Source organism: Streptomyces sp. NPDC001781 (assembly GCF_053596035.1).
This window is the reverse complement of the sequence record NZ_JBSFFI010000012.1, coordinates 163,830-178,143: the sequence shown is the minus strand read 5'-3', so window position 1 is coordinate 178,143 and position 14,314 is coordinate 163,830. Positions and strand designations below refer to the sequence as shown.

Genomic DNA, 14,314 nt, shown 5'->3' with positions numbered 1-14,314 from the left:
CGCCCGGAGAGTCTCCGGGCGCCCCTTCTGGGTCGCGTGCTCGTCGCGCGTCCGCCGGGTTCTAGATCCTGACCTCGACGGTCCTGGCGAGCCGGTCGTGCAGGCCGCGGCCGTCGCGGTCCCAGACCAGCGCGGGGACGGCCAGGCAGAGCAGGAAGGTGCGCAGCAGGGCCCGCAGCGGATTGACGGTGCCGGTCTCCAGGGCGACCACGCGCAGCCCGAGGAGGCGCTTGCCCGGCGTGAAGCCGAGGGTGCCCACGGTGAGCGCGCTCATCACGAAGAAGACGAGCAGCGCCCAGTTGCTGGTCGCCGGGGAGTTGCCGTGGGTGATCAGGCCGTATGCGATCAGCACGCACAGACCCCAGTCCACGGCGAGCGCGCCGAGCCGCCGACCCGGACGGGCGATCGAGTTCGGCCCGGTCTCCGGCAGTCCGAGCTGCTCGCCCCGGTACCCGAAGTCGGCGCCCGCTTCTTCCATGGCCGCACGCGGCCCGGAGAGCCACGACCCCATCACTTCCCTGTTGTCCACCCGACCACGGTACTGCGCCCGCTTTCGGGCAGTACGGGCAGGGGTGGGGGGAGCTACGGTGGAGGGGTGACTGGTTAACTTCTGTGAAACAAACGAGTCACGCCCGAGAAATCACCCATCCCTAGGGTCGACACCAGCGTGTGCCACCGCACTGGCCGCACGAGACGATCTACCACCCCGGCGGGAACGGTCGGGAGTAGGAGGAGCTGGATGTTCCAGAACGCCGACGAGGCCAAGAAGTTCATCGCGGACGAGGACGTCAAGTTCGTCGACGTCAGGTTCTGCGACCTGCCGGGCGTCATGCAGCACTTCACCGTGCCCGTCGAGGCGTTCGACCCGGACGAGGAGCTGGCGTTCGACGGATCGTCGATCCGCGGCTTCCAGGCCATCCACGAGTCCGACATGGCGCTCCGCGCGGACCTGTCGACGTCCCGCGTAGACCCCTTCCGCCGCGACAAGACGCTGAACATCAACTTCTTCATCCACGACCCGATCACGGGCGAGCAGTACTCCCGTGACCCGCGCAACGTGGCGAAGAAGGCGGAGGCGTACCTCGCGTCCACCGGCATCGCCGACACCGCGTTCTTCGGCCCCGAGGCCGAGTTCTACGTGTTCGACAGCGTGCGCTTCAAGACCGCCGAGAACGAGGCGTTCTACCACATCGACTCCGAGGCGGGTGCCTGGAACACCGGCGCGCTAGAGGACAACCGGGGTTACAAGGTCCGCTACAAGGGCGGCTACTTCCCGGTCCCGCCGGTCGACCACTTCGCCGACCTGCGCGCGGAGATCTCCCTGGAGCTGGACAGGGCCGGCCTCAAGGTCGAGCGCCAGCACCACGAGGTGGGCACGGCCGGCCAGGCCGAGATCAACTACAAGTTCAACACGCTGCTCGCCGCCGCGGACGACCTCCAGCTCTTCAAGTACATCGTGAAGAACGTGGCCTGGCGCAACGGCAAGACCGCGACCTTCATGCCGAAGCCGATCTTCGGCGACAACGGCTCGGGCATGCACGTCCACCAGTCGCTGTGGTCGGGCGGCTCCCCGCTCTTCTACGACGAGGCCGGTTACGCGGGCCTGTCGGACATGGCGCGCTACTACATCGGCGGCATCCTCAAGCACGCCCCGTCGCTGCTCGCCTTCACCAACCCGACGGTCAACTCCTACCACCGCCTGGTGCCGGGCTTCGAGGCGCCGATCAACCTGGTGTACTCGCAGCGCAACCGCTCGGCGGCGATGCGTATCCCGATCACGGGTTCCAACCCGAAGGCCAAGCGCGTCGAGTTCCGCGCGCCGGACTCCTCGGGCAACCCCTACCTGGCCTTCTCCGCGCTGCTCCTGGCGGGCATCGACGGCATCAAGAACAAGATCGAGCCGGCCGAGCCGATCGACAAGGACCTCTACGAGCTGGCCCCCGAGGAGCACGCGGGCGTCGCCCAGGTCCCCACCTCCCTCCCGGCCGTCCTCGACCGCCTCGAGGCCGACCACGAGTTCCTCCTCCAGGGCGACGTCTTCACCCCGGACCTCATCGAGACGTGGATCGACTACAAGCGGACCAACGAGATCGCCCCGCTGCAGCTCCGCCCGCACCCGCACGAGTTCGAGCTGTACTACGACGTGTGACCGTCGCCGGCTGACACCAGTGGCCGCCCCCGTCTCCTTCCCGGAGGCGGGGGCGGCTACGTTCTCACCGGGTCACGCGTCGCCGCCACCGGCCTGTGGCTCCTTCCCGTTCCGGGGAGGAGCCAGGACCGGGCTCGGGCTCGCACGAGGAGGGCCGCCACCCCGGCGGGGGTGGCGGCCCTGTCGCTTGTCACGCTGCAGTGCTCATCCGGGAACGACGATCACCACGACGCTGCCGTTGTCGTAGCCGTATCCGGGGCCGAAGCCGTTGTCGAAGCCGTAGCCCGGTCCGTAGCCGAATCCGCAGTCGCCCCACCAGCCGCAGCCGCGGTCGGTCTGGACCTGGGTGGCCGTTGAGGCCGAGGCCGTGCCGGTGGCGGCGACGGCTCCGCCTGCCGCCAGCAGGAGACCGGCGGCGGATGCCGCCACGAGACGCTTGGCGCGCTGTGCGTTCATGGACGTACCTTCCTTCCACCCCGCGTGCGTTACGCGACTGCACGGTTCGAGGGGCCGCGCGGTCGGAGCGGGAAGTCCGGCGCGGTCGGTGGGCCGGCCGCCTTCGGTCGCCAGGACGACACTGGAACGCGTCCCGCTCAGCGGCACGCAACCGATGCTAGGTGAGCACCTCCCGGTCGGCATCCGGAGCGGACGGCAGGGCCCGTGCAACCTTTTCCGGCGCTCGCGCTTCCTACTCTCGGGGGATCATGGTCCCCATGTCTGGAAGGGGCTGCGTGACATGACCGAACAGGACGACTGGCAGCGGGAGTTCGACATCGGATGGGCCGACTCCGCCGAGCACAAGGAGCCCTCCGCCCGGGCTCGTATGCTCGCGGCCCGCTGGAAGGAGAATCCTCCGGATCCGATGCCGTTCCGCGCCGACCCGACGCCGGTCGGTGGTTCCCGCCGGAGTTCCTGGGTGTCGACGCTGGTGGTGCTGGGATGCGTGGCAGCGGTGATCGTGCTGCTGGGGTGGGCGCAGATGAGGTCTCCCTACTGACGGCGCAGACCCGGCGGAGTGGCCGGCGCCGGACCCGGAGGGCGTGGGCCGGCTCGGGACCGCAGCAGTGCCGGTGGGCGTCGCACGCCGCTCGCCGGCAGCTCGCGGCGCCGCTCGATCAGGCCGGGACCGTGGGCCGGGTGAAGCGGGTAAAGCTTTGCCCCTCGTGGACGCCGGCATGGGCCGCGCCGGGTGCACACTGGATTCGGGGGGAGATACCGAGTATGGGGTGATGCGGGATGCGGAGCCGTTTTCGCAGTGACCGGCGGCTGACCGTACGGATGACGGTCACCATGTTTCTGCTCGGGCTGCTCTACGTGGCGTTCGTCGCCGCGCTGATCGCGCTGCTGAAGTCGTGGGTGCTGGTCGCGGTGCTGATGACCGTGATGTTCGTGGCCCAGTTCTGGTTCTCCGACAAGATCGCCATGTTCGCGATGCGCGGGCGCGTGGTGGAGCGGGAGCAGTATCCCGAGCTGCACGCGGTGGTGGACCGGCTGTGCGCCATCGCGGACATGCCGAAGCCGGTGATCGCCGTGTCCGACCTGGACATGCCCAACGCGTTCGCCACCGGCCGCAACCCCGACCACGCGGTGGTCTGTGTGACCACCGGCCTGCTGCGGCGGCTGGAACCGGCCGAACTGGAGGGTGTGCTGGCCCACGAGCTGTCCCACGTGGCGCACAAGGACGTCGCCGTGATCACGATCGCGTCGTTCCTGGGTGTGATCGCCGGGCTGATCGTCCGCTTCATGTTCTACTCGCAGCTCTTCGGCGGTGGCCGGCGCGACCAGAACACCGCCGCGGTCTTCGCCGCGGTGATCGGTGTCTCGGCGGCCGTGTACGCGATCAGCTTCCTGCTGATCCGTGCGCTGTCCCGCTACCGCGAGCTGGCCGCCGACAGCGCGGCCGCGCATCTGACCGGCCGTCCCTCGGCGCTGGCGTCGGCCCTGACGAAGGTGTCCGGCGACATCGCCCGTATCCCGACCAAGGATCTGCGTACCGCGCAGGCTTTCAACGCGTTCTACTTCACCCCCGCCACCGGCAAGGAGCCGGGCATCGAGCGGTTCTTCTCCACCCACCCGCCCCTGGAGCAGCGGCTCGCCCAGCTGGGCCGGATCTCCGCTGAGCTGGGCGAGGCCGCCGCCCCCGAGAAGACGGGCTGATCATTGGGTCTGCTGGACATCCTGCTGGGGCGTACGAGGCCGGTGGCGCCCGATCTCGATCAGCTCTTCGCGCTGCCGTCGGCGGCGGTCACCCTTCAGGTGGCGGCAGGATTCACCCCGACCGGGGCGGGCGCGGTGTGCTTCGCGACGGTGGAGGGGGCGGCGTTCGAGCAGACGCACCGGGAGGTACGGGCGCTGCTGGACGCCGACGCCGAGCGCGAAGGGCCTCCGGTGGCGCTGACCCAGGACGACTACGGGTACTCCTGGCTCAGCTCCCACCGCTCTCCCGAGCAGCTCCCCGAGCTGGTGAACGACCTCCACGCGGTGAACAGCTCGCTGGAGGCCAACGGCTTCGGCCCCCAGCTGCTGTGCTCCCTCGCGGCTTTCCGCCGGGCGGACGAGGACGACGACCGCCGGCTGGCCCTCGTCTACCTCTACAAGCGCGGTACCTTCTACCCTCTGTGCACCCGCCCCGGCCACCAGCGCCGGGACAACGCCCTGGAGCTCCAGGTGGCGTCGGCGCTGGAGGGGGACCTGCGGATCGAGAAGGACACCTCCCGGTGGTTCCCGCTGTGGGACGCGCCGGGGATGACGGACTAGGGCCTTCCTCCGGATCAGGGCCCCGCGCGCCCTGCCCCCGCGAGCCCTGTGCCCCGGGCAGACGACGCGGCTTCGCCAAGGCCCTCAGGGCCTCTCGTTCGGATCATGCCGGGCTCGCGGGGGCCGCTCCCTGATCCGGCCTGATCCGAACGAAAGACCCTAAGGGCTGTCCCGCTGCTGCCGCCGCGCCTCGTGGGGACGCTCGCGGCGGTAGCGGCGCTCCCACCTGGCCTGCCGGTCACGGCGGTCGCGGTAGGCGCGGTACGTTTCCGGGGGCGGGCCCCCGCCGGGTGGCGGGGTGGGTGGTGGCGAGCCGTGGCCGCCCCTGAGGTACAGACAGAGCAGGACGACGGCGGCGAGCCAGTAGAGGTGGTTGCCGATGCCGAGGACGGCCAGAGTGAGGGTGGCGGCGACGACGAGAACGCTCATGACGGAACCTCCTGGCGATTCAACGTACCGGCGCGGCTACTGTGAGTGCATCCTCTTTTCCGGGTTCGGTGACCGTGAGTGAACATCAGGGCGGGGCTCATGTCCCGTGCCCCGTGGACGAGTTCACCGTCGACTGCGACGGCGAGCGGCTGAGCGCGGTACGCGCGGGAGCACCTGCCGCGGGCCCCACGGCCGTGCTGCTCCACGGCGCGGGCAATGGCAGCAAGGAACGCCTGCTGCCCCTCCTGTCGGCCTTCGCGGAGCAGGGCCGCGCCGCCCTGGCCTTCGACTTCTCCGGCCACGGCCGCAGCACGGGCCGGCTGCCCGAACTCAGCCTGCGCCGCCGCTTCGAGCAGGCGGTCGCGGTGATCGACGCCCACGCCGGAGCCGGCCCCCTCGCCCTGGTCGGCTTCAGCATGAGCGGCCAGACGGTGGGGGATCTGGTACGGCACTACGGCCGCAGGGTGGTCTCGGTGGGCCTGTGCGCACCGGGGGTGTTCGCGGCGGCCGCGTGGGACGAGCCGTTCGGCGACGGTACCGGCGCCTTCACCAAGGTCCTGCGCACACCGGGCAGTTGGCGGGACTCGCCCGCGCTGCCCGCCCTCCGCGCCTTCGAGGGCAGGGCGGTCCTGGTGACGCCGGGCACGGACACGGTCATCCCGGCGGAGGTGACGAAGGCGGTCGAGGAGGCGCTGCGCGCGCGGGCGCGGTATTCCCGGCTCGAACTTCTCCAAGCCGACCACAAGTTGGGACTGTGGTTCCGCGACCACCCGGAGGACGGGCACCGGCTGGCGACCGGGCTGCTGCCGGGATGAGCCGCCGGGAGCCCCTCAGGGACGCCCGGCGGGCGGGTTCAGTGCAGCAGCGCTCGGACCATGCGGCAGGTCGTGGCGGACGGCGGGTGGACGCCGAGCCGGTCGGCCGTGTCGCGTATCGCCTCGTCGCGGGCCTGGGTCGGGAGGTAGACGCCCGAGTCGAGCAGGGCTATGGCGAGACGCATGGCCTTCAGGCGCCGGTTGTGCGTCACGTACCACTCGCGCGGCCGCCCGGCGGGCAGCGGACGCTTCATGGCGGGCGCATACGGCGAGTCGAGCGGCACGGGCCGCCCGGCGGTGGACTGGGTCGGCGACGGCTTGTTCCTCAGAGCGGCAACGGACACGGACACCCTCCAATGGCGAGCGGAGCACCCACCGGAACCCCCGGCGAATCCTCTCGAACACTGCCTCCAGTCTACCGGCGGCCACCGACAACGGGGAGGGCGCGAAGAAGCACTGAATGCGCTGGTGAGGAGGTTGATTGGCGTACTGTCACACGAGTGGCGCGAGGGGTCCGAGAATTCGAACATGCCGAGCGGCGCGTACCGTACCCCCATGGAGATCTGGATCAACCCCGCCTGTTCCAAGTGCCGTAGCGCGCTCGACGTGCTGGACGCCGAGGGAGCCGGTTACACCGTGCGGCGGTACCTGGAGGACGCGCCGAGCGCGGAGGAGATCCGGGAGCTGCTCGGGCGGCTCGGGCTGGAGCCGTGGGACATCACCCGGACCGGGGAGAACGTCGCCGGGGACCTGGGGATGCGCGAGTGGGCGCGGGACGCCGGGGCGCGGGAGCGGTGGGTCTCCGCGCTCGCCGGGCATCCCGAGCTGATCCAGCGGCCGATCATCACCGCCGAGGACGGTACGGCGCTGGTGGCGCGGTCGGCGGAGGCGGTACGGGACGCCCTGCGGCGCAGTGGGCCAACTGTCGTATGACGTAGTTCACTTACGCCACGCGCGGCACCGTTGAGACACGGCGGCCGGGGCTCGCGTACATAGCGGCGTACGTTCCCCTGCCCCCTGGAGGCGCCGATGTCGCACCGTAGAAGTCCTGGCACCAAGAAGAAGATCGCGCTGCTGGTCAGCGCCGCCGCGGTGGCGGGCGGCGGGGCCTTCGCCCTGGCGGCCACCTCGAACGCGGCACAGAGCCCGCGGGACGCGAAGACCCTGTCGTCCGCCGCGGACTCGACCGCATGCCGGGGGTTCGCCACCGCCCTCGGCAACAACCAGAAGTTCATCGCGGGTCAGAAGGCCAACCCGGACGCGCAGTCGTCGGCCCGGATCGCCAACCGTGAGGCGGTCATCAAGCTGATCAAGGTCCAGCAGAAGGCCGCCGGCTGCACCGTTGGGGAGTCGGCTCAGGACTCCCAGACGGGCGGGCAGCAGGCCGGCGGGCAGCAGGCCGGCGGCGGACAGCGGAGCGTGCCGCCCGCGCAGAGCGCCCCGCCCGCCCAGGGCAACGGCGGTGGCGCCGCCGCCTCCGGCCGGCAGGTCTGCAAGGGCTCGACCGTCACCCTCTCCGGCGAGGGCGGCGCCCCGGCCGCGTCCAGCGGCCAGTTCCCGGTCGGGACCACGCTGAGGGTCACCAACCTGGACAACAACAAGTCCACGACCGTCAAGGTCACCTCGGCGTCGGGCAGTTGCGCCCTCCTCAACAACGCGGCCTTCGAGCAGGTCCGGGAGCCGGGCAAGTTCCTGATCCGCCGTGCCGTGATCGAGAAGGTGGGGTGAGGCGCCACGAGGTGAACGGAAACCGGTGAGACGACGGCCCGGACCGACCCGACGTCGGCTCCGGGCCGCTCCCCGGTCTCCCGCATCCCGCACCGGCGGGCGGGGTCCGTGACTCGCCGCCTTGCGCACCCACCCGCGCAGGAGGAACAGGCGGCGCCCCCGGACCCCGCCTCCCGTCATGTCCGGCCATGGTGAGCCGCGACACAGAACCTCCGGGTAACACGGGGTTCACATACGGGCAATGATCGGGAAATCGGCTGTTGGCACGCTGCCGGACATATCGACGCGGTGTCCGTGCCGCGGCGTCGCGGCACCTCGTCTGCGCCCGAACCACCCCGAAGGATGTGTCCCCGTGACCTTCAAGGCCGAGTACATCTGGATCGACGGCACCCAGCCGACGGCCAAGCTCCGTTCCAAGACGAAGATCATCACGGGTGCTCCGGCCGGTCTCGACGCGCTGCCGGTCTGGGGTTTCGACGGCTCCTCCACCAACCAGGCCGAGGGCCACGCCTCCGACCGCGTGCTCAAGCCGGTCTTCACCTGCCCGGACCCGATCCGCGGCGGCGACGACATCCTGGTGCTGTGCGAGGTCCTCGACACCGACATGACGCCGCACGTCTCCAACACCCGCGCGGCGCTCGCCGAGACCGAGGAGCGCTTCGGCGCCCAGGAGCCGGTCTTCGGCATAGAGCAGGAGTACACCTTCTTCGACGGCACCCGCCCGCTCGGCTTCCCGGAGAACGGCTTCCCGGCCCCCCAGGGCGGCTACTACTGCGGTGTCGGCGCGGACGAGATCTTCGGCCGCGACGTCGTCGAGGCCCACCTGGACAACTGCCTCAAGGCCGGTCTCGGCATCTCCGGCATCAACGCCGAGGTCATGCCCGGCCAGTGGGAGTTCCAGGTCGGCCCGCTCTCCCCGCTGGAGGTCTCCGACCAGCTCTGGGTGGCCCGCTGGCTGCTGTACCGCACCGCCGAGGACTTCGGCGTCTCCGCCACTCTCGACCCCAAGCCGGTCAAGGGCGACTGGAACGGCGCGGGCGCGCACACCAACTTCTCCACCAAGGCCATGCGCGAAGGGCCTGAGGGATACGCCGCGATCATCACCGCCTGCGAGTCGCTCGGCGAGGGCTCCAAGCCGCTGGATCACGTCAAGAACTACGGCGCCGGCATCGACGACCGCCTCACCGGCCTGCACGAGACCGCCCCGTGGAACGAGTACAGCTACGGCGTCTCCGACCGCGGCGCCTCGGTCCGCATCCCGTGGCAGGTCGAGAAGGACGGCAAGGGCTACATCGAGGACCGCCGCCCCAACGCCAACGTCGACCCGTACGTCGTGACGCGTCTGCTGGTGGACACCTGCTGCGCCGCGCTGGAGAAGGCGGGCCAGGTCTGATCCCGCCCGCCCGGGAGGGGGCGCCCGCCGAGCCGGTGGGCGCCCCCTCCGGCTACCCCGGCAGGCGCCGGGTTTCGGCAAGGAAGGCGTCACGGAGGCGTCCGGGGAGTGAGAGAAGGCTCCTGCGCGGCGCCCGCGTCTGCTTCAATGGGCCCATGGTCGGCATCCAGAACTTCGTCGCTACGGGTCGTGAGGACCTGGAGCCGTTCTGGCCTTCCCGTCAGCACGACGACTTCGACCGGGTGTGTTGCCGCGCGGCCACCGCGCGAGCCCTCTGAGCACCGTAGCCCGCTGAGCGCCGTACACCGACGGCCCACGGACTACCCGGCCTCCGGCCAGCGCGTCACGACGAACGTCCCCCAGGCGTGCGCCCGACCACGGGTCAGGGCCGCCGCCTCGCCCGACGACACTCCTCGCGCGAAAGAGCTGACCTCTCATGGCGACCCACCGTCCCCAGTCCACCGCCACCACCCTCACCGACCGCCCCGCCGCCCCGGCCGGGGGCCCCCGGCACCGGCTGCGCGCCGTCGACCGGGACGAGGAGTGGCATCTGTCCTCCCCCGCCGTCGCGGAGACGGCCGCGGTGACCGCGGCGGACCTGCTGCCGCCCGGCTCCACCTGGCTGCCCGCGCCGCCGCACACCCTGCCCGACCTCCCCGGCCGGCCGCCGATGGTCGGCTACCTGGTCCTGGTCCCCGCCGGCCAGCACCCGCCCTTCGCCCCGGCGGCCGTCCCCGAACCGGCCGGGTCCGCCGCCGAACCGGTGGTGCGGATCGACGCCGTGCGCCGGATCGCCCTGGTGGACGGCCGTGAACTCGAACTGACCTACCTGGAGTTCGAGCTGCTCGCCCATCTGGTGGCGCATCCGCACCGAGTGCACACCCGCGACCAACTGGTCGGCACGGTCTGGGGATACGGCCATGTCGGGGACGGCCGTACCGTCGACGTGCACGTCGCCCGGCTGCGCCGGAAGCTCGGCGCCCAGTACCGGCACGCCATCCAGACGGTGCGCAGGGTCGGCTACAAGTACGCCCCGCCGACGTCCGGTTGAGCCGGTCCGCTCTGGGCGGACTCGCGTGCCGTCCGCGTCCGTCCGGGGCATGATCCCCGGCATGAAGCTACTCGTGCTGGGCGGAACCGAGTTCGTGGGCAGGGCCGTGGTGGAGGCCGCGCTGGAACGGGGCTGGGAGGTGACCGCGTTCAACCGCGGCAACCGTCAGCCCCCGCCGGACGTCAGGTCGTTGCACGGTGACCGCACCTCACCCGAGGGTCTGGCGGTGCTCACCGCCGACGCCACCCGCTGGGACGCCGTCGTCGACACCTGGACGGGCGCGCCGAGGACCGTACTGGAGACGGCCCGCCTCCTGGAGGACCGCGTCGAGCGGTACGCCTACATATCCACCCGCTCCGTGTACGCCTGGCCCTGGCCCACCCTCGGCGGCCTCGCCGAGGAGGGGCCCCTGGTGGAGGGCGCCGCCGACGCGGACGCCACCGACTACGCGGCCGACAAGCGGGGCGGTGAACTGGCCGTCCTGGACACCTTCGGCCCGGACCGCACTCTGCTGGCCCGGGCCGGCCTCATCCTCGGCCCGTACGAGAACGTCGGCCGGCTCCCCTACTGGCTGAACCGGATCGCGCGCGGCGGCGAGGTGCTCGCGCCGGGTCCGCGCGAGATGCCGATCCAGTACATCGACGCCCGCGATCTGGCCGACTGGGTGCTGGGCGCGCTGGACAAGGGGCTGAGCGGGCCGTACGACCTGGTGAGCGAGGCGGGCCACGCCACCATGGGAGAGCTGCTCCAGCGGTGCCGGGAGGTCACCGGCTCGGCCGCCGAGCTGTGCTGGACCGATCCGGAGACGATCCTCGGGGCCGGGATCGAGCCGTGGACCGAGCTGCCCGTCTGGACACCCCCGGACGGCGAGCTGGCCTGTGCGCACCGCGGGGACGTGTCGCGGGCACTGGCCACCGGGCTGCACTGCCGGCCGGTGGACGAGACGGTCGCCGACACCTGGCGCTGGCTCACCTCGATCGGCGGGCAGGTGCCCGGACGACCGGGCCGCACGGCGCCGGGCGTGCCGGCGGACAAGGAGGCGGCGGCACTCAAGGCCAACTCCAACTCACGCAGTTCAGAAGGTATTTGATCCACCGGGCGCGGGTGGATCCAGGAAAATGTTTGTGAGGCCGGTGAACACCTCTGGGGCGGCGTGCGTATGGAAGGGCGCCGCTTCACTCCTGTCGGGCGCCTCGAAGCTGCCCCGCAAGGAAGTCAGAGGAGTTCCATGGGACGCAACACACGTAAACGCCGCTCGCCGCTGGCCGTGAAGGTCACCGCCGCATCGGCGGCCCTAGCGCTCGGCGGGGGCGGGCTGATCTGGGCGAACTTCTACGCCTCGGCGCACGAGTCGGACAACGACGCGTGGGGAGGCAACCGCACCAAGGCCGCGACCGCGCAGGTCGCCACGATCTCCTGCCCGGACGTCGGCCAGAAGCTGACCAGCGTGCCGGACCGGGCCCGTACCGACGTCGCCGGCGAACTGTCCAACCTGGACCGGCAGATCACCGAGGCGTACCAGCGCCTGGCGACCACGCGGGACGCCCAGACCCGGGACGCGAGCTTCGTCCAGAACGCCATCCTCCAGCCGCTCAAGGACCGCCGCCAAGCCATCCTGGACCGGATCAAGCTGGAGATCACCCGCGTGGGCGGCACCGCCCCGGGTGACCTGGACACGCTGGCCAACTGCACCGGCACCCCGGCCGGCCAGACCAACGCCGGCGGCCAGCAGCAGGGCGGTCAGAACGGCGGACAGCAGCAGGGCGGCCAGCAGGGCGGCGGCCAGAACAACGGCGGCCAGCAGCAGGGCGGCCAGAACAACGGCGGTCAGCAGGGTGGCGGCCAGCAGGGCGGCAACATCGGCGGCCAGGCCGGCAACGGTCCCGTCGCGGCCGACTTCGTCGACATCACCAAGGTCCAGGCGAACGTGAAGGCCAAGCCGCGCAAGGCCCGCAACGCCTCGCGGGGCACCTTCACCACGCGGTGCGGTGTGAACACCAACAAGAACCACAACACCGACAACGTCATCGTGGCCCCCGGAGTGAAGAACGGCGCGCACCACCTGCACGACTACGTCGGCAACCAGAAGATCGACGCGTTCGCCAGCAACGACACCTTCCTCCAGGGCGGCTCCAGCTGCCAGAACAAGAGTGACCTGTCGTCGTACTACTGGCCGGTCGTCCGGGTCCAGGACGGTTCGCAGGACTTCGACCAGAACAACGACGGCGGCGGCAAGGAGGGCAACGTCGGCAAGATCCTGACGCCGGTCCAGGCGCAGATCAAGTACGTCGGCAGCCCCACCGGCAAGGTCGTGGCGATGCCGCAGTTCCTGCGGATCATCACCGGTGACGCGAAGACCACCACCAACGGCCTGGCCAACGCCAACGCGCACTGGAGCTGCACCGGGTTCGAGAACAAGGTCCAGCTCACCGAGCAGTACCCGATCTGCCCGCAGGGCAGCAAGGTCGTGCGGTCCTTCGCCTTCCAGAGCTGCTGGGACGGCCAGAACACCGACAGTGCCAACCACCGCACCCACGTGGCGTTCGCCGACGCGGGCGGCAACTGCCAGAACGGCTTCAAGGCCATTCCGCAGCTCACGATGCGCCTGGTGTACGACATCGCGGCGCCCACCGTCCAGAACGGCCAGGTGAAGAACGCCTACGCGGTGGACGGTTTCCCGGAGCAGCTCCACAAGCCCTCCACCGACCACGACGACTTCATCAGCATCACGACCAACGGCCTGGCCAACAAGATCGCCAACTGCGTGAACCGCGGCCAGAACTGCTCGTGACGCACAGCTCTTGAACCAGGACTCGTGATCCTCCGAAGACCCCCCTCCCCGGGGGATCACGACGGAAGGCCGGTGCCGGGAACCTCCCGTCACCGGCCTTCGCCGTGCGTGCCGCGTCAACCGGCGTGGTTCGCGCCGTGGCCGCCGTGGTCGGTGCCCACCTCGACCTCACCGCCGAGCGTGCCGCGCAGCGCGTCGACCACGCGGTCCTCGCCCACCGCGACCCACTTGCGGCCGACGAGGTAGTGACCGCCGTAGTCCTTCGCGTCGTTGATCCACTCGCGCTGGCCCCGGTCGGTGGCGAAGGTGGCCAGGACGAACTTTCCGTCGGCGTTCCTGCAGAGCGCCTGGCGGATCTCGTCGGCGTCGGTCTGCATGTCCGGGCGGCACTTCACCTCGGCGGCCAGGCTCTCCAGGCTGCCGGTCGCGGTGGCCGGCATCTTCGCGCCGGTGTCCCGGTCCGCGTCGCAGCCCGCCAGCGTCAGCACCACGGCGCCCACGAGCACCGCGCTGGTCATCCTCATCCGTTCCTCCGGTCCTGGTGGGACCGGGCATCTTTGCACCCGGGCCCTCGCAACGGGTACGGCTGCGAGGCCGGAGATGCTCAAATCCTTTGATCGCCAGGTCCGGTGCCTGCCAGAGTGGCCCGATGGACCAAGACTGGGAAGAGCGCGTGGCGGCCGCCTGGGCCGCCCTGGACACCTGGCCCGAGGACGACGCGGCGGGCTTCCGTGCCACGATCGACAAGCTGGCCGCCGAGCTGTCCGAGGACGACCCGCTGGGCCTGTTCGAGCGGGCCTGCGCCTTCGACTCGACCGGCCGCTCGGCCGAGGCGGTCGGGCTGTACCGCGCGGCCCTGGACAACGGCCTGTCAAAGGTCAGCCCGTACAAGGGCCGCCGGACGAAGATCCAGCTGGCCAGCTCGCTCCGCAACACCGGGCACGCGGAGGAGGGCGTCGCCCTGCTCACCCCCGAACTGGACGCGCAATTCGACGAGTTGAACGACGCGGTACGCGCCTGCCTGGCGCTGTGCCTGTCCAGCCTCGGCCGCGACCGCGAGGGACTCTCGCTGGTGCTCGGCGCGCTGGCCCCCCATCTCCCGCGCTACCAGCGGTCGATGGCCAACTACGCCCGGCTGCTGACCGAACCGGCTTGATCCCGGCCGCACATCACTCGTGCGGCGGTGACCTACGGCCGTCTC

General features: G+C 70.9%; 18 protein-coding genes. 13 read left to right on the top strand and 5 right to left on the bottom strand.

What is annotated here, in order from left to right:
• Positions 1 to 61: 61 nt before the first annotated feature.
• Positions 62 to 529, bottom strand: a complete 468-nt coding sequence (locus ACWCV3_RS14450) for an RDD family protein (RefSeq protein WP_451222984.1) — start codon at positions 527 to 529, stop codon at positions 62 to 64.
• Between the two features lie 210 nt (positions 530 to 739).
• On the opposite strand from ACWCV3_RS14450, the gene glnA reads away from it, so the two are divergent.
• Complete coding sequence (gene glnA, locus ACWCV3_RS14445; protein WP_451222982.1) at positions 740 to 2,149, top strand: type I glutamate--ammonia ligase; 1,410 nt, start codon at positions 740 to 742, stop codon at positions 2,147 to 2,149.
• Positions 2,150 to 2,353: 204 nt separating this feature from the next.
• On the opposite strand, the gene ACWCV3_RS14440 is transcribed toward glnA, so the two are convergent.
• Positions 2,354 to 2,605: a hypothetical protein gene (locus tag ACWCV3_RS14440; protein ID WP_451222980.1), complete on the bottom strand. Its 252-nt coding sequence runs from the start codon at positions 2,603 to 2,605 to the stop codon at positions 2,354 to 2,356.
• A gap of 280 nt (positions 2,606 to 2,885) precedes the next feature.
• Here ACWCV3_RS14440 and ACWCV3_RS14435 point away from each other — a divergent pair, with 280 nt between their 5' ends.
• From ACWCV3_RS14435 to pspAB, 3 genes are all read left to right on the top strand, one after another.
• Complete coding sequence (locus ACWCV3_RS14435; RefSeq protein ID WP_451222978.1) at positions 2,886 to 3,146, top strand: SCO2583/SCO2584 N-terminal domain-containing protein; 261 nt, start codon at positions 2,886 to 2,888, stop codon at positions 3,144 to 3,146.
• Between the two features lie 239 nt (positions 3,147 to 3,385).
• Complete coding sequence (gene htpX / locus ACWCV3_RS14430) at positions 3,386 to 4,306, top strand: zinc metalloprotease HtpX (protein ID WP_451222976.1); 921 nt, start codon at positions 3,386 to 3,388, stop codon at positions 4,304 to 4,306.
• Between the two features lie 3 nt (positions 4,307 to 4,309).
• Positions 4,310 to 4,906, top strand: coding sequence for a PspA-associated protein PspAB (pspAB, locus tag ACWCV3_RS14425; RefSeq protein ID WP_451222974.1), 597 nt, complete (start codon positions 4,310 to 4,312; stop codon positions 4,904 to 4,906).
• Positions 4,907 to 5,065: 159 nt separating this feature from the next.
• On the opposite strand, the gene ACWCV3_RS14420 is transcribed toward pspAB, so the two are convergent.
• A complete protein-coding gene (locus tag ACWCV3_RS14420) occupies positions 5,066 to 5,335 on the bottom strand; it encodes a hypothetical protein (protein ID WP_451222972.1) in 270 nt (89 codons plus the stop codon).
• 113 nt (positions 5,336 to 5,448) lie between these two features.
• On the opposite strand from ACWCV3_RS14420, the gene ACWCV3_RS14415 reads away from it, so the two are divergent.
• Complete coding sequence (locus tag ACWCV3_RS14415) at positions 5,449 to 6,150, top strand: alpha/beta hydrolase (RefSeq protein WP_451222970.1); 702 nt, start codon at positions 5,449 to 5,451, stop codon at positions 6,148 to 6,150.
• Positions 6,151 to 6,188: 38 nt separating this feature from the next.
• Here ACWCV3_RS14415 and ACWCV3_RS14410 read toward each other — a convergent pair whose 3' ends face one another.
• Positions 6,189 to 6,494 carry a hypothetical protein gene (locus ACWCV3_RS14410; protein WP_451222968.1) on the bottom strand — a complete coding sequence of 102 codons (306 nt, stop codon included), beginning with the start codon at positions 6,492 to 6,494 and terminating at the stop codon, positions 6,189 to 6,191.
• Between the two features lie 211 nt (positions 6,495 to 6,705).
• Between ACWCV3_RS14410 and ACWCV3_RS14405 the strand changes: the two genes are divergently transcribed.
• The 7 genes from ACWCV3_RS14405 (at position 6,706) to ACWCV3_RS14375 (ending at position 13,113) form a co-directional block, all read left to right on the top strand.
• Positions 6,706 to 7,083: an ArsC/Spx/MgsR family protein gene (locus ACWCV3_RS14405; protein WP_451222966.1), complete on the top strand. Its 378-nt coding sequence runs from the start codon at positions 6,706 to 6,708 to the stop codon at positions 7,081 to 7,083.
• 96 nt (positions 7,084 to 7,179) lie between these two features.
• Entirely contained in the window at positions 7,180 to 7,878 is a 699-nt protein-coding gene (locus tag ACWCV3_RS14400; protein ID WP_451222964.1) for a hypothetical protein, read from the top strand.
• 352 nt (positions 7,879 to 8,230) lie between these two features.
• Positions 8,231 to 9,271: a glutamine synthetase gene (gene glnII / locus ACWCV3_RS14395; RefSeq protein WP_451222962.1), complete on the top strand. Its 1,041-nt coding sequence runs from the start codon at positions 8,231 to 8,233 to the stop codon at positions 9,269 to 9,271.
• Positions 9,272 to 9,426: 155 nt separating this feature from the next.
• Positions 9,427 to 9,549 carry a hypothetical protein gene (locus ACWCV3_RS14390; RefSeq protein ID WP_451222960.1) on the top strand — a complete coding sequence of 41 codons (123 nt, stop codon included), beginning with the start codon at positions 9,427 to 9,429 and terminating at the stop codon, positions 9,547 to 9,549.
• A gap of 158 nt (positions 9,550 to 9,707) precedes the next feature.
• On the top strand, positions 9,708 to 10,322 hold the full coding sequence (locus ACWCV3_RS14385; RefSeq protein WP_451222956.1) for a winged helix-turn-helix domain-containing protein: 615 nt from the start codon (positions 9,708 to 9,710) through the stop codon (positions 10,320 to 10,322).
• Between the two features lie 61 nt (positions 10,323 to 10,383).
• Entirely contained in the window at positions 10,384 to 11,412 is a 1,029-nt protein-coding gene (locus ACWCV3_RS14380) for an NAD-dependent epimerase/dehydratase family protein (protein ID WP_451222954.1), read from the top strand.
• Between the two features lie 138 nt (positions 11,413 to 11,550).
• A complete protein-coding gene (locus tag ACWCV3_RS14375) occupies positions 11,551 to 13,113 on the top strand; it encodes a DUF1996 domain-containing protein (RefSeq protein ID WP_451222952.1) in 1,563 nt (520 codons plus the stop codon).
• Positions 13,114 to 13,229: 116 nt separating this feature from the next.
• On the opposite strand, the gene ACWCV3_RS14370 is transcribed toward ACWCV3_RS14375, so the two are convergent.
• On the bottom strand, positions 13,230 to 13,637 hold the full coding sequence (locus tag ACWCV3_RS14370; RefSeq protein ID WP_451222950.1) for a hypothetical protein: 408 nt from the start codon (positions 13,635 to 13,637) through the stop codon (positions 13,230 to 13,232).
• Positions 13,638 to 13,762: 125 nt separating this feature from the next.
• Here ACWCV3_RS14370 and ACWCV3_RS14365 point away from each other — a divergent pair, with 125 nt between their 5' ends.
• On the top strand, positions 13,763 to 14,269 hold the full coding sequence (locus tag ACWCV3_RS14365) for a tetratricopeptide repeat protein (RefSeq protein ID WP_451222948.1): 507 nt from the start codon (positions 13,763 to 13,765) through the stop codon (positions 14,267 to 14,269).
• Positions 14,270 to 14,314: the final 45 nt, after the last annotated feature.

What these genes read in the sequence shown, in the direction of transcription:
- glnA (WP_451222982.1), top strand. Translation starts at nt 740, where the DNA reads ATGTTCCAGAACGCCGACGAGGCCAAGAAGTTCATCGCGGACGAGGAC.
- ACWCV3_RS14440 (WP_451222980.1), bottom strand. Translation starts at nt 2,605, where the DNA reads ATGAACGCACAGCGCGCCAAGCGTCTCGTGGCGGCATCCGCCGCCGGT.
- ACWCV3_RS14435 (WP_451222978.1), top strand. Translation starts at nt 2,886, where the DNA reads ATGACCGAACAGGACGACTGGCAGCGGGAGTTCGACATCGGATGGGCC.
- htpX (WP_451222976.1), top strand. Translation starts at nt 3,386, where the DNA reads ATGCGGAGCCGTTTTCGCAGTGACCGGCGGCTGACCGTACGGATGACG.
- ACWCV3_RS14420 (WP_451222972.1), bottom strand. Translation starts at nt 5,335, where the DNA reads ATGAGCGTTCTCGTCGTCGCCGCCACCCTCACTCTGGCCGTCCTCGGC.
- ACWCV3_RS14405 (WP_451222966.1), top strand. Translation starts at nt 6,706, where the DNA reads ATGGAGATCTGGATCAACCCCGCCTGTTCCAAGTGCCGTAGCGCGCTC.
- ACWCV3_RS14400 (WP_451222964.1), top strand. Translation starts at nt 7,180, where the DNA reads ATGTCGCACCGTAGAAGTCCTGGCACCAAGAAGAAGATCGCGCTGCTG.
- ACWCV3_RS14390 (WP_451222960.1), top strand. Translation starts at nt 9,427, where the DNA reads ATGGTCGGCATCCAGAACTTCGTCGCTACGGGTCGTGAGGACCTGGAG.
- ACWCV3_RS14385 (WP_451222956.1), top strand. Translation starts at nt 9,708, where the DNA reads ATGGCGACCCACCGTCCCCAGTCCACCGCCACCACCCTCACCGACCGC.
- ACWCV3_RS14380 (WP_451222954.1), top strand. Translation starts at nt 10,384, where the DNA reads ATGAAGCTACTCGTGCTGGGCGGAACCGAGTTCGTGGGCAGGGCCGTG.
- ACWCV3_RS14375 (WP_451222952.1), top strand. Translation starts at nt 11,551, where the DNA reads ATGGGACGCAACACACGTAAACGCCGCTCGCCGCTGGCCGTGAAGGTC.
- ACWCV3_RS14370 (WP_451222950.1), bottom strand. Translation starts at nt 13,637, where the DNA reads ATGAGGATGACCAGCGCGGTGCTCGTGGGCGCCGTGGTGCTGACGCTG.
- ACWCV3_RS14365 (WP_451222948.1), top strand. Translation starts at nt 13,763, where the DNA reads ATGGACCAAGACTGGGAAGAGCGCGTGGCGGCCGCCTGGGCCGCCCTG.